We start from the raw sequence: 14,685 nt of genomic DNA on the forward strand, positions 1-14,685 counted from the left end.
ACCTGTATCATACTAGACTCACTTTAAAGTAAGTAGATGTCTGTTCATTCGAAAGCACTACTTTTACATAGTGCTGATCGCTATTCTTGATCGAAATTACGCTTTTTAGTGTTATACAACTTGCTTGAAATAATCTTCTCTTGGCATATCGACAAGCTCAACGCACAATTGAATTTCTTTATGAAACTCTGGTTGTAGATATTTTTTATTACTAAGCGCCGCTAATAACTGCTCACCCAGAAGCTGTTTTTGTTCAGCCGTTCTTCCCGACAAAATATAGACCTTTGCATGAATATAAGCCTGTTCCGCTCCCAAACCTATGAGGAAAACATCATCTTTACGCGCACGGCTTTTAATGTCTTCTGGACTAAATAGCTCTGTATCAATCAATGTGGTATTAATTTCTTCAAGTAATTGTTTTGCGTTTAATCCAGTTAAATTTTCTGAATAATCAACTATAACGTGCGGCATAGCCACCTCAATTTATATAACAAGTCATTAAGCTAATTAAACTTTACTCAATAAATAATAAAGCTAATCTGACCTGATCATATCCCATTCGAGGGCTGGTTGCTTCAACAATTGGTCTTAGTTTGATCGAACCATCATCAGAAAAATGATCTGGATTTTGGCGCTTTTTCAGCTTCTTATAAATTTTACGAATTTCTTCGACCACCTCTTCACCCGGATGGGCAACCGAAATATCTAACTTTTGCTCTTTATGCAGTCGAGCCAAGTGATTAATAATTGTCGCTGGGGTTAAACCACGTTCATGCGCGATGTCTTCAATCTCATAGCCTTCTTCAAACAAAACACGTGTCTCATCTAAAGTTGCCGTAGCATAATTTTGCTTGCCACCTTTTGCGAGTTTCTTCTCATTACGAGAGATCTCGGTTTCATTCAAGGTACCGCCACAATGACGAATAAATGCTTTATGCTGAGCCGTTAAATCTACATCTGCAAAGTTGTCTTCGGCTTCTTTTGAAAGCTCTTGGAAACGGCGATCGGCTTTGACAGCTAAACTGTCTAACTCTAAAGCTTGCTCGTTAATACCTAATAATTTTAGACCAGTTAAAGATTTTAAGCGCGACAATGCAACATAACCCTGACCTTTCTCGAAGGTATTCATCAGGTTAATTTCAGCCGCTTCTAAAGTCATACCTTGGCTTTTATGAATAGTAATCGCCCACGCTAAACGAAGTGGGATTTGCTGAAAACTTGCAATCACTTTGCCTGCTTCATTTTCAACGGACCACGTTTCAGGAGCAACCAGCAAAGTCGTGCCATCAGTCAGTTTTACTTTCGGCAGTAAGCCATTTTCATCATCTTCTTCAAAGCCGATGACTTCACCCAAGCTTCCATTGATATAACCCATATCAAAGTTATTTTTTACAAACATGACTTTTGCATGCTTTTTAAGGGTGAGTTCTTCTGGCGCACGAACTGAAGATTTTAAAGTTTCTAATAACTTTTCATTACCATCTAAAACAGCATTGAATTGATGCCCTTCATTATCAATTTCATTTAAGTGCTGATAGTTGATGTTATCGACATCCATATTGTGTGTATAAAGACGAGTAAAGGTCTCACCAATATCATGTGCTCGTGATTGACGCAGTGCTTGCAAATGATCGGGTTGAATATTTTGCGCGCGAATAGCGTTTAAAATCTGGTTCAGAATTTCATCATCTTGGCGGTGTTGTTCCGTTAAATAACATACACGGAATTTGGCTTCGACCCATGCATCTGACATAAAGCAGAACTTGTCACGATTGGCTTCACCATTACGTCCTACAGGCGGCAACTGGAAGAAATCTCCAGCCACAATGACTTGAATACCACCGAATGCTTCGTCGCTTTCTTTAAAATATTTTAGGACTTGATTGACCAGATTGAGCTGCTTCGCATGTAGCATTGAGATTTCATCAATCACAAGAACTTGCGCATTTTCAAGGTGTTCCTTGAGATATTTACGCTCTTTCATGCGTTTTAGATCGTCGTCAGTTAACAGATCTTTAATGCCAATGCCAGCCCATGTATGAATGGTCATACCGTTCATATGTGTTGCTGCAATACCTGTAGACGCCGTAATTGCCACAGGCACTTTACGTGCTTTTAAGTATTGGATGTACTGATTAAGTGTATAGGTTTTCCCTGCACCAGCCGAACCGGTTAAAAAGACATTTTCACCTGCTTTAAGCAGTTTAAGCGCAGTTTCCTGTTTCATAATCTCATATGTACATCTTCAACAGCCCATAGCTTAACGATTTTCCCGAAAAAATTAAATGAATGTGCCAAACTTTCTAAAAAGCACATATAAATCAATAATTAAAAACAAAATAATATTTGGTAGGTTTTTGGTAGGTAGGAAAATAAACTTCACATCACAATACTAAGCCCATGGTGAGGCTCACCTGTAATAACAAACAATGGATTTATGGAAGAAGGAATCACTCCATGGCTTTTAAAAATATTGCAGATCAAACAAACGGTTTTTACATTCCTTGCGTATCACTCTTTGGACCAGGATGTGCCAAAGAAATTGGTACGAAGGCGCAAAACCTCGGTGCAAAAAAAGCATTAATTGTGACCGATGAAGGCTTATTTAAATTTGGCGTTGCAGACCTTATCGCAAACTATTTAACTGAAGCAGGTGTTGCGAGCCATATTTTCCCGGGTGCAGAACCGAACCCGACCGATATTAATGTTCATAATGGCGTAAATGCCTATAAAGATAATGGCTGTGACTTTATTGTCTCTCTAGGTGGTGGATCATCTCACGACTGTGCAAAAGGGATTGGCTTAGTCACTGCTGGCGGTGGTCATATTCGTGACTATGAAGGTATTGATAAAAGCAAAGTACCTATGACGCCGTTGATTGCAGTAAATACAACGGCTGGTACGGCCTCTGAAATGACTCGTTTCTGTATTATTACTAATACAGACACTCACGTAAAAATGGCAATTGTCGACTGGCGTTGTACCCCACTCATTGCCATTGATGACCCTAAACTCATGATCGCAAAACCGGCTGGTTTAACAGCGGCAACAGGTATGGACGCGTTAACTCATGCAGTTGAAGCATATGTTTCTACGGCGGCAAACCCGATTACTGATGCGTGTGCAGAAAAAGCGATTACGATGATTAGCCAGTGGCTCCAACCTGCTGTCGCAAATGGTGAAAACATCGAAGCGCGTGATGCAATGAGCTACGCACAATACTTGGCTGGTATGGCATTTAACAACGCGTCATTAGGCTATGTTCATGCAATGGCGCACCAGTTAGGCGGTTTCTACAACCTACCTCACGGCGTATGTAATGCCATCTTGTTACCACACGTTTGTGAATTTAACTTAATTGCTTGCCCAGATCGTTACGCAAAAATCGCAGAGTTAATGGGTGTAAGAACTCATGGATTAACAGTGATGGAAGCTGCGTATGCTGCTATTGATGCCATTCGTAAACTGTCTTCATCAATTGGTATTCCATCTGGTTTAACCGAGCTTGGTGTAAAAACTGAAGACCTTGCGGTGATGGCAGATAATGCTCAAAAAGATGCATGTATGCTCACCAACCCTCGTAAAGCAAATCATGCACAAGTTGTGGAGATTTTCAAAGCAGCACTTTAATACTGATGTAATGGCATATCCCTCTAGTAAGTCAAATCCCTCCGACCGTTGACTTACTTTTTTCGGGAATACTTAGCTCCAGCGGTATTCCCTTTTTTTAGAACCTATACTCCAACCTTTTCCAAACCTGATTGACAATTCACCCATTTCATTGAAGGATACTCTGCATGTCTTAATTACAATAGCTCGATAAAAATGAATACATCTTTAGCTAATCAAACTTATGTTCCAGATATTTTAGGCACAGGTTACGAACAGCTCACACTTAGTTTTCCTGATGATTATGAAGGGAAAGTTGTAGCTACCTTAGTACGTAAAAAGGCCGCTCAATCGACTCAAAAAGCCGTGCTGTATATTCATGGTTTTTTAGATTATTTCTTTCAAACCGAAATGGCTGAGCAATTCAATGCTCATGGTTATGACTTCTATGCACTTGATTTAAGAAAATATGGCCGCTCAAAGCTACCTCATCAAATTTTCTATAATGTGCTTGATTTAAAAGAATATGATGCCGAAATTACTCAAGCATTAGAGATTATTGGCGAAGAGCAACACACTCAGGTTTTACTCGCAGGGCATTCAACTGGTGGTTTGACAGCAACACTTTATGCTGCCCATCATCCAGATCATCCTCTTATTAAAGCGCTATGGGCAAATAGTCCATTTTACGATTTTAATTTAAGCTTAGTCGAAAAGAAGTTTGGTATTCCAATGCTCAGTCGAGTAGGAAAATATCTACCAAAAGTTAAATTTCCAAGCCAATTAAACAAATGGTACACCACTAGCCTTCATAAGCAGCTGAAAGGTGAATGGGAGTTCAATCTTGACTGGAAACCGACCTCTGCCCCTACAGTTCAACTCAGCTTTGTACATGCAATTCATACAGCACAAAAAGAGATTCACCGTGGGGTTAAACTGAACGTTCCCGCCCTGATTATGCATTCGCACCAAACTAAAAATCCAAAAAAATGGGGAATAGATGCGACTCAAAGTGACGTAATTTTAGATGTTAAAGATATTGAGAAACATGGTAAAAAAATTAAAGGCGATGTCTCGGTTGTCTCTATTCACAATGGATTGCATGACTTAGTCCTTTCGGCCCAGCCAGTACGAGAACAAGTCTATCAACAATTGTTCCAGTGGCTGGATCAAAAAATTACTTAACTAAGCTTAGGTGAGTCAAGGTATTTCACCAGCAGTTGATGCGCAGGATGTTCACTTGGTAAGAGCTCCATAAGGCGTTCTACCGCGTCAATTGCTTCAGGGAAATGAGCTAGATGCTTTAACAGTAAATCTGTTTCTTGGGTTTTAAAAATTGCATCGCTCAAGCGTGACTCAAGGCAATCGCGCCATGCGCATAAAAATGGACTTTCAGTTTTTGCCAGAAATACACCTGTGTAAAGCTGCAAAGCCGAGGCTGCATATCCCGCATCGAGCGCTTGTTCAGCTTGTAAAAAATCGGCTTCAACATGCACCAGCAAACGATATGGACGTGAACCAAGTAAACCACCCAAAATATCTCGTAGTTGAGACATTTCAGCTTTAAGCGTACCCATACTGACTTTACGTTCGCCATAGAGCGCCTGATAAAGATGCTCTAAAGTTAAACCATGCGGACATAGTGCCAATATGGTTAAAATTTCAATTTGACGCGGCGTTAATAATAAACTTTTGCCGTTAAATTTAACTTGCGGCGTCGAAAATGCACGGATATGTAATTGCTGGCGCTGCTGCTCTAGCAAAGCAGATTGAATAATGGATGCACAACGTTCAGCAGCCAGAATTCCTAAACTATTATGGTTCTTCCATGTGGTTGATAAATCAACAACACCAAGGGTTTGTTTTGAATATGGATCGATAATCGGCGCGGCATAACACACCCAATCATGAATCGACTCCATGTAATGTTCGTTTGAAAAAACACAGCTTGATTGTTGAGTTTTTAAAGATAAAGCCAAGGCATTGGTGCCCACAAATTCTTCACGCCACTGACCACCTTGTACGAAATGTACACGCTCAGCAGCACTTTGCATTTGAGCACTTGGTGCCGTCCAGATAATCGTACTGCCAATATCACCGACAGCAATTACCATTGAAGATTGCTCTGCAATATGACGTAAGTCATCGGCACATTGGCTTAAAGCCATATCTAAAGCATTTTGTGAAGCAGTTTTTTTCTCGACTAATGGAGCAGCAAAACGCTCTTTAGGAATCGCGGCAGAAGCCGATCGTTCCCACGAGCTTGCAATACTTTGGCCGAGTTTGGCAGCGTTCTGAGGAGAGAGACTATTTTGCGTGCGCAGTTGATCAATCAACGTCCGTTGCTGCAATAAATCCTTTTTTGTGAACATTTGTAAATTCCTTATATATCCACATTTCTATTCCAACCTTTCTCCAACCTTCTTCTTTATATCCTAATTATACAAAGTACGAAAGTACCTACTGACAGGGTTCTTGTTAGTCTTTAGTCCTAAAAAGCAAAGGAATATTTATATGCGCTATATCGATCCAAATCAACCAGGCTCAAAAGTTCAATTTAAATCACAATACGAAAATTTTATTGGCGGTGAATGGGTGGCACCTTTAAAGGGTGCATATTTTGACAATGTATCTCCTGTTGATGGAAAAGCTTTCACACGTATTCCACGCTCTAGTGCCGAAGATATTGAACTCGCTCTAGATGCAGCACATAAAGCGAAAGCAACATGGAATAAAGCATCACCGACGGTACGCTCAAATATACTTTTAAAAATTGCTGATCGTTTAGAAGCAAATCTTGAAATGCTTGCTGTTGCTGAAACTTGGGATAATGGTAAAGCAGTACGTGAAACTTTAGCAGCTGATCTTCCGCTCGCGATCGACCATTTCCGTTATTTCGCTGGATGTATACGTGCTCAAGAAGGCGGAATCTCTGAAATTGACGAAGATACCATTGCTTATCATTTCCATGAACCACTCGGTGTAGTTGGTCAAATTATTCCATGGAACTTCCCAATTTTGATGGCAGCATGGAAACTTGCACCTGCTTTAGCAGCAGGTAACTGTGTTGTGATTAAGCCAGCTGAACAAACTCCAGTGGGTATTTTGTTGGTGGCTGAACTCATCCAAGATATTTTACCGCCGGGTGTACTTAATATTGTCAATGGTTTCGGTTCAGAAGTCGGCCGCCCGTTAGCTACCAACCCACGTATTGCAAAAATCGCATTCACAGGTTCAACTCAAACTGGACAAATGGTGATGCAATATGCGACCGAAAATATTATTCCAGTGACATTAGAACTTGGCGGTAAGTCACCAAACCTTTTCTTTGAAGATATCATGGATAAAGAAGATGACTTCTTAGAAAAAACGCTTGAAGGTTTTGCTATGTTTGCCTTAAACCAAGGTGAAGTATGTACTTGCCCTTCTCGTGCTTTAGTACAAGAAAGCATTGCTGATCAGTTCTTAGAGATGGCTGTCGAACGTGTAAAACGTATTAAAACTGGTCATCCACTTGATACTGAAACGATGATTGGTGCTCAAGCATCTCTACAACAGCAAGAGAAAATCTTACGTTGTATTAACACTGGTCGTGAAGAAGGTGCAGAACTCTTACTTGGCGGTAGCGGCCGTAAAGAAGTAGGCGATGGTTACTATGTCGATCCGACTATTTTTAAAGGTCACAATGGCATGCAAGTTTTCCAAGAGGAAATTTTTGGACCTGTACTTGCTGTGACAACATTCAAAGACTTTGACGATGCAATTAAAATTGCCAATGACACCATGTATGGTTTAGGTGCAGGTGTATGGTCACGTTCAGCTCACATTTCTTATCGTGCGGGTCGTGCTATTGAAGCTGGCCGTGTCTGGACAAACTGCTATAACATCTACCCTGCACATGCTGCATTTGGTGGCTACAAGAAGTCTGGTATTGGCCGTGAAAACCATAAGATGATGCTAGATCACTATCAACAAACTAAAAACTTGTTGGTAAGTTACTCAACTAAACCAATGGGCTTCTTCTAAGTTTCGCACCAAGTTGATACCAAACTATCAACACTAGAAAGAAGTAAGATGACTAATTATATAAGAAGCCAGTAATTTAGATTGCTGGCTTCTTTATTCCCGATTGTTAAGATTGAATTTTTATCATTTAGAATAAAAAAGCTCCATCTACTCTCTAAAGTGCTTCATTTAGGCATTGCTTTTGCATTGATTCATACAAACTAACTCGCAGGAGTATTGTATGAATCAACCAGAAACAGCTTCCGTTATTTCCTCAAAGACAGAAGTCTCGTCAGCAGAATATTTTGCTCAGCGTCAACTTAAACAAGGTACCGTTGGTTGGTTACTCCTGATTGGTTTAGGCGTAGCGTATGTGATATCAGGTGATTTTGCTGGTTGGAACTTCGGCATAGCCCAAGGTGGCTGGGGCGGGATGTTTATTGCCACTGCCCTTGCTGCAATCATGTATCTGTGCCTGTGTCTTTCTATGTCAGAAATGTCCACCATGATGCCGACAGCAGGTGGCGGTTATAGTTTTGCACGTGCTGCTTTTGGTCCTTTTGGCGGCTATTTAACAGGAACAGCTATTTTAATTGAATACGCAATTGCTCCTGCGGCTATTGCCGTATTTATTGGTGGTTATTGCGAATCTCTATTTGGTATTAATGGCTGGATGATTTACCTCGCTTGTTACGCCATTTTTATGGGTATACACCTCAAAGGTGCTGGCGAAGCCTTAAAAATCATGTTCGCAATTACGCTTGTCGCTGCTGTTGCCCTTGTCGTGTTTATTGGGGCAATGATTCCACACTTTAAAGCGCAAAATTTATTTGATATTCCAGTTGGTACAGGTGTTGGTGCAAGTCTTTTTTTACCTCATGGCTATTTGGGCATCTGGGCTGCAGTTCCTTTTGCTATCTGGTTTTTTCTTGCAGTTGAAGGTGTACCATTAGCAGCCGAAGAAGCGAAAGATCCAGCCAAATCTCTGCCACGCGGTTTAATCGGAGCAATGCTCATCTTAACAGCCTTTGCCATACTCATTTTATTCTTAGGTGCAGGTGCAGCGGGTGCAAGTACTTTACAAAACTCTGGCGCTCCCCTCGTCGATGCTCTGGTTAAAGTGTATGGCACCAATACTTGGCTTGCGACTTTTGTTAACTTTGTTGGTTTAGCAGGTTTAATCGCGAGTTTCTTTTCAATTATCTATGCCTATTCGCGTCAAATTTTTGCACTCTCTCGTGCTGGTTACTTACCTACTTCACTCTCTTTAACCAATAAAAATAAAGCCCCTTATCTCGCAATTATTATTCCGGGCATTATTGGGTTCTTGCTTTCACTCACCAAAGAAGGTGATTCACTCATTTTAATCGCTGTTTTTGGTGCCACCATTTCTTATGTGTTGATTCTTTTATCCCACATCAAACTACGCCTATCTAAACCCGACATGCCTCGTCCTTATAAAACTCCTGGAGGAATCGTTACTTCAAGTATTGCCTTAGTTCTAGCAGTCGCTGCTGTAGTTGCGGGCTTTGTTGTTAACCCAAAAGTTTGGTTTATTGCTGCCGCTATTTATGTCGTATTTATTGCTTACTTTTTATTCTATAGCCGTTATCATTTAGTGAAAGGCACACCAGAAGAAGAGTTTGCAAATATTAAAGCCGCAGAACAAGAACTATAAAAAAGGATTCAACTATGAGTTATCGCAATATTGTCGCCAATCAACAGTATCACTTTGCTGACTTGAAGACCTTGATGGCAAAAGCAACGCCGTTACGTTCAGGTGATGAATTAGCAGGTGTAGCGGCCAGAGATGCAACCGAACATGTTGCGGCACAAATGACTTTAGCCGATGTACCACTTAAAACTTTTTTGAATGAGGTTGTGGTCGATTACGAAACTGATGAAATTACACGACTAATTATTGATGAACATGATCTAGCAGCCTTTGCCCCTATTTCACACTTTACAGTAGGCGATTTTCGAAATTGGTTACTTGGTGAAGAAGCGACTGCACAAAGCTTAAAAGCTTTAGCATCAGGTTTAACTCCAGAAATGGTGGCTGCAGTCAGCAAAATTATGCGCAATCAAGATTTGATTTATGTCGCCAGCAAATGCGAAGTGGTCACCCAATTTCGCAACACAATCGGTTTAAAAGGTCATCTTTCTACCCGTTTACAACCGAACCACCCTACCGATGATGTGCTTGGTATTTCTGCCAGTATTTTAGATGGTTTGATGTATGGCAATGGTGATGCCGTAATTGGGATTAATCCAGCGACAGATAACTTACATAATTTATCAGAGCTACTGAAGTTACTTGATCATGTCATTCAGGAATATCAAATTCCGACGCAATCTTGTGTACTTACCCATATCAGCTCAGGTATTCAACTGGCTGAAAAAAATGTGCCAATTGATTTAATGTTCCAATCAATTGCCGGCACCCAACTAGCTAATGAAGGTTTTGGAATTTCACTCGATTTACTACAAGAAGGATATGAAGCCACACTTGCACTCAAGCGCGGAACGATTGGACAAAACGTCATGTACTTTGAAACGGGCCAAGGCAGTGCGTTATCCAGCAATGCACATCACGGCGTTGATCAGCAAACATTAGAAACGCGTGCTTATGCAGTCGCCCGTAAATACAATCCGCTTTTAGTAAATACAGTCGTCGGCTTTATTGGCCCCGAGTACCTATTTAACGGTAAACAAATTATACGTGCGGGACTAGAAGATCACTTCTGCGGTAAGTTACTTGGAGTACCGATGGGCTGCGACATTTGTTATACCAACCATGCCGATGCCGACCAAAATGATATGGATGTTCTCCTTACTCTGTTTGGTGCTGCGGGCATTAACTTTATTATGGGAATTCCGGGTTCAGACGATGTCATGCTCAACTATCAAACGACCTCATTCCATGATGCTCTCTATTTAAGACAACTCCTAGGTTTAAAACCTGCTCCTGAGTTTTCAGCTTGGCTTGAACAGCAAGGTATTTTTAAACAACAAAACTCTCAAATCTGTTGGGCAGACCACATGCCTGACCAATTCTCTCGTCTGCTCATGAGCTAGGGAGAACCCCATGAAACTGAACCGTGATATTCAATATCCATCTTCTACCCATCAAGATCAGTGGGAAAAACTTAAACAGTTTACTGATGCCCGTATTGCTCTGGGCCGTGCGGGTTGTAGCATTCCAACACGTGCCTTACTTGAGTTCCAGTTGTCGCATGCGCAAGCAAAAGATGCGGTTTATCAAGAGATGGATGTTTCCTACCTCTCGGAGCAATTAACACAACGGCAGCTGCAAAGTCTTCATGTACAAAGTAATGCACCTAATAAAGAAATTTATCTTAAACGTCCTGATTTAGGACGTCAGCTTTCAAACCCCTCAAAAGAAGCCTTAATTAAGAAGTATGCAGAAAACACGCAACAATACGATGTTTGTATTGTGGTCGGTGATGGTCTCTCCGCAAGAGCGATTGAAGCGAATGCTATCTCATTCATTACAATGCTGAATGAACAAATTCAGCAAGAAAACTGGAGCCTTGCACCCATTGCACTGGCAACAGGCAGTCGGGTTGCATTAGGTGATGAGGTTGCTGAAATCTTTAAGGCACCGATGCTTGTGATGCTGATCGGTGAGCGTCCTGGTTTAAGCTCTCCTGATAGTATGGGAATTTACTATACATGGAATGCATATTCAGGCTGCCTCGATGCCAAACGTAATTGTGTTTCTAATATTCGCTCAGCAGGTTTAAGTATTCCAGTTGCAGTACAACGTTTAATCGCTTTAATAAAAAAATCCAAACAACTTGGTTTCTCAGGAGTTAATCTAAAAGATGAGCATCAACTTTCAAATATAGATTTTGAAGAAACTCAAAAGCTATTATTTTAAGCAATGGAATATGCAAAGAGATTTATTGGAAAATAGATAATCCTTTGCATAACAATATTATCTTAACGAAAAATATCAATTTTCAGGTATTGACGATTTATACAGATATTTTCTTCTTTATATTTATCGCTATACTCCACCTATTGATCTTCTATGAATCATTTGTATGAACACAACAAACGCCTTCCCTAAAACTATTTATGCCATTCAGCATCTTGCTTTCGAAGACTTAGGTTCATTAGAAGATGTCTTTTATCAACTCGGATTTCGCGTCCGTTATTTTGAAGCAGGTGTAGATGATCTAACTGCTGCTTTTGCACACGATGGATTAACTATTATTTTAGGTGGCCCAATCGGGGTTTATGAAACTGAAGATTATCCGTTTTTAAAAGATGAAATCGCTTTACTTAAACAACGTTTAGCAGCAGATAAACCTACACTAGGTATTTGTTTGGGGGCACAGCTTATTGCTCATGCACTTGGTGCAAAAGTATATGCAGGACATCAAAAAGAAATTGGCTGGGGTCCACTGAGCTTAAGTTTACGTCCTAATCAGGTATTATCTGCTTTGCTTAATAATATCCATGTTCTACATTGGCATGGTGACACTTTCGATCTCCCTGAAAACGCGGTGTTATTAGCTAGTTCAGAGATTTATACCAATCAGGCATTTGAAATTGGAAATAATATTCTCGCGTTGCAGTTTCATATTGAAACAACAGAAGAAAATTTTGAGAAATGGTTAATTGGCCACACATGTGAACTTCGTAATGCCAAGATTTCGATTCAGAAACTTCGCGAAGAAAACTTACAATATGCTCAAGCACTTGAACATGCTGCATTTGAGGTTATTCAAAAATTCTTAAAAAGAATTGGTTATAGTGGATAAACTATAAAGACTCGAATGTGCGCGAATATTAAATTTTACCATTTGGTATTATTGTTTGCTTATTTTTCAAACAAAGAGAGTGCTATATTCGCCTTTAACAAACATTTAATAAAATTTTCAGTGTATTATTAATTTGTAACACAAAATATACGTTGATTTACTATGGATATCTGGAAATTTCTTAAAAGCTTTAATACGGTCAATACTTATTTATTGCTTTCATGTATTCTCCTTATAATCTTGGTTCTTTATTTTTATGTGATTAATCCAACCTAAGCTAATTTGCCAAGGATATTAATCATAAAGAAAAAGAAAAAGAAAAAGAAAAAGAAAAAGAAAATATGAGAAGACATCTAAATAAAAAGCCCAACTGAGTTGGGCTTTTTTATATTTGTTGTTTACTCACAACATGTTGTTCGTCTTGCGAAAAAGTAAGAGATAATCGATCTCTACTATCTACTCACAACATATTGTTCATCTTGCGAAAAAGTAAGAGATAATCAATCTCTTACTTTTTCTCAGGCTTGAAGCTATCTTTCAAATCAAGAATACGGTTGAAAACCGGTTTCTCTGGTGAATGATCATATTGATCAGCAACGAAATAGCCTTCACGCTCAAATTGGAAACGATCTTCAGGATTCGCTTGTGCCAAAGCTGGTTCAATGACAGCTTGTACCACTTTTAATGATTCAGGATTAAGATTTGCCAAGAAGTCATCATCTGCATCAGGTGCGGCTTCAGTAAACAAACGATCGTAAATACGCACTTCAGCAGGAATCCCTTTAGTTGCAGATACCCAGTGAATCACGCCTTTAACTTTACGGCCTTCCGGATTCTTTCCTAGAGTTTCAGGGTCAATTGAACATTTCAGTTCAATCACTTCACCATTTGCATCTTTAATGACTTCATCACATTTAATCACGTAAGCATGGCGTAAACGCACTTCACCGTCAGGAATTAAACGTTTAAAGCCTTTTGGCGGTACTTCTTCAAAATCTTTACGATCAATATAGATTTCCTTAGTTAAAGGAATCACACGATCACCCATATCAACATTAGGATGGCGAGCATGCGTAAGATCCATATCTTCAGGTAAATTAGTTAAAGTCACTTTAAGTGGACTTAAAACAGCCATACCACGCGCAGCAGTATTTTCTAAAGATTGACGAATACAGAACTCAAGCATTGCAACATCAACAATACCGTCAGTTTTTGACACGCCTACACGCTTACAAAAATCACGTAAACCTTCAGGAGTAAAACCACGACGGCGCATACCGACTACGGTTGGCATACGTGGATCATCCCAACCATTTACATACGCACCTTCCACCAATTTACGTAATTTACGTTTTGACGTGATGGTGTAATCCACGTTTAAACGTGAAGATTCATACTGATGCGGAACAGCTTTAGATTTTACTTTTTCAACAATCCAGTCATAAAACGGACGGTGATCTTGGAATTCTAATGTACAAAGCGAATGGGTAATTCCTTCAATGGCATCAGACAATGGATGAGCATAGTCATACATTGGGTAGATTTTCCATTTATCGCCAGTTTGGTGATGCTCTGAATGTAATACGCGATATAAAATCGGATCACGCATATGTACATTTGTACTTGCCATATCAATCTTGGCACGTAAAACCGCTTCACCCTCTTTAAACTCACCGCTACGCATTTTTTCAAAGCGAGCAAGATTCTCTTCAATAGAAGCATCACGGTATGGAGAGTTTTTACCTGGCTCAACAAAGCTACCACGGTTTAACTTAATTTCTTCTGGAGATTGTAAATCTACATATGCATCGCCTTGTTCAATAAGTTGAACTGCCCATGCATATAATTGATCAAAATAACCTGATGCATAGCGTGGTTCACCATTCCAGTTAAAACCAAGCCATTTCACATCGTTAGCAATACCGTCAACATACTCTTGTTCTTCAGCATCAGGGTTTGTATCGTCAAAACGCAAATTACATAAACCATCAAACTCTTCAGCCACACCAAAGTTCAAGCAAATCGCTTTTACATGGCCAATATGTAAATAACCATTTGGTTCTGGTGGAAAACGCGTTACGATCTGCTTTGCACGTCCCGTAGCCAAATCATCAGTAATGACTTGGCGAACAAAATCTAAGCCAGCCTGTTGTTCTTGCTGCGCAGAATCGACAGAGGCATGAGTATTCGGTGTCGGGTTATTAGGCAGGCTCGAGACAACATCATTAGGCTTCATAGTGTATCAATCACTTCTTTGTAGATAAATTTCGAAAAATTT

At 40.0% G+C, this 14,685-nt stretch carries 11 protein-coding genes; 7 read left to right on the plus strand and 4 right to left on the minus strand.

Features of this window, described 5'->3' with window-relative positions; all coding sequences use genetic code 11:
- Positions 1-111: 111 nt before the first annotated feature.
- Together ACTJJG_RS01650 and ACTJJG_RS01655 are read right to left on the minus strand one after the other, a co-directional pair.
- Positions 112-471, minus strand: coding sequence for a 5-carboxymethyl-2-hydroxymuconate Delta-isomerase (locus tag ACTJJG_RS01650; protein WP_019767621.1), 360 nt, complete (start codon positions 469-471; stop codon positions 112-114).
- Between the two features lie 43 nt (positions 472-514).
- Positions 515-2,227, minus strand: coding sequence for an AAA family ATPase (locus tag ACTJJG_RS01655; RefSeq protein ID WP_019767620.1), 1,713 nt, complete (start codon positions 2,225-2,227; stop codon positions 515-517).
- Between the two features lie 230 nt (positions 2,228-2,457).
- On the opposite strand from ACTJJG_RS01655, the gene mdh reads away from it, so the two are divergent.
- Together mdh and ACTJJG_RS01665 are read left to right on the plus strand one after the other, a co-directional pair.
- Positions 2,458-3,630 (plus strand): iron-dependent methanol dehydrogenase, encoded by a 1,173-nt coding sequence (mdh, locus tag ACTJJG_RS01660; protein ID WP_032055726.1) that lies wholly within the window; start codon positions 2,458-2,460, stop codon positions 3,628-3,630.
- Positions 3,631-3,825: 195 nt separating this feature from the next.
- Positions 3,826-4,794, plus strand: coding sequence for an alpha/beta hydrolase (locus ACTJJG_RS01665; RefSeq protein ID WP_032055724.1), 969 nt, complete (start codon positions 3,826-3,828; stop codon positions 4,792-4,794).
- On the opposite strand, the gene ACTJJG_RS01670 is transcribed toward ACTJJG_RS01665, so the two are convergent.
- Complete coding sequence (locus tag ACTJJG_RS01670; protein ID WP_005068630.1) at positions 4,791-5,981, minus strand: helix-turn-helix domain-containing protein; 1,191 nt, start codon at positions 5,979-5,981, stop codon at positions 4,791-4,793. The two genes, ACTJJG_RS01665 and ACTJJG_RS01670, sit on opposite strands and share 4 nt — an antisense overlap.
- Positions 5,982-6,123: 142 nt before the next feature.
- On the opposite strand from ACTJJG_RS01670, the gene exaC reads away from it, so the two are divergent.
- From exaC to ACTJJG_RS01695, 5 genes are all read left to right on the plus strand, one after another.
- Positions 6,124-7,635 carry an acetaldehyde dehydrogenase ExaC gene (gene exaC, locus ACTJJG_RS01675; protein ID WP_017385402.1) on the plus strand — a complete coding sequence of 504 codons (1,512 nt, stop codon included), beginning with the start codon at positions 6,124-6,126 and terminating at the stop codon, positions 7,633-7,635.
- 220 nt (positions 7,636-7,855) lie between these two features.
- On the plus strand, positions 7,856-9,292 hold the full coding sequence (gene eat / locus ACTJJG_RS01680) for an ethanolamine permease (RefSeq protein WP_032063230.1): 1,437 nt from the start codon (positions 7,856-7,858) through the stop codon (positions 9,290-9,292).
- 14 nt (positions 9,293-9,306) lie between these two features.
- A complete protein-coding gene (locus tag ACTJJG_RS01685) occupies positions 9,307-10,692 on the plus strand; it encodes an ethanolamine ammonia-lyase subunit EutB (RefSeq protein WP_372552750.1) in 1,386 nt (461 codons plus the stop codon).
- A gap of 10 nt (positions 10,693-10,702) precedes the next feature.
- Positions 10,703-11,518: an ethanolamine ammonia-lyase subunit EutC gene (eutC, locus tag ACTJJG_RS01690; protein WP_032055718.1), complete on the plus strand. Its 816-nt coding sequence runs from the start codon at positions 10,703-10,705 to the stop codon at positions 11,516-11,518.
- Positions 11,519-11,684: 166 nt separating this feature from the next.
- Positions 11,685-12,407, plus strand: a complete 723-nt coding sequence (locus tag ACTJJG_RS01695; protein WP_032055716.1) for a glutamine amidotransferase — start codon at positions 11,685-11,687, stop codon at positions 12,405-12,407.
- 508 nt (positions 12,408-12,915) lie between these two features.
- Here the strand turns inward: ACTJJG_RS01695 and ACTJJG_RS01700 are convergent.
- The gene (locus ACTJJG_RS01700) at positions 12,916-14,643 is read right to left on the minus strand and encodes a glutamine--tRNA ligase/YqeY domain fusion protein (RefSeq protein ID WP_017385407.1); all 1,728 of its coding nucleotides are present in this window, start codon (positions 14,641-14,643) and stop codon (positions 12,916-12,918) included.
- Between the last annotated feature and the right edge of the window lie 42 nt (positions 14,644-14,685).

Origin of the sequence: Acinetobacter sp. 22512 (assembly GCF_052044755.1) — a bacterium.
Taxonomy (GTDB): Bacteria; Pseudomonadota; Gammaproteobacteria; order Pseudomonadales; family Moraxellaceae; genus Acinetobacter; species Acinetobacter pittii.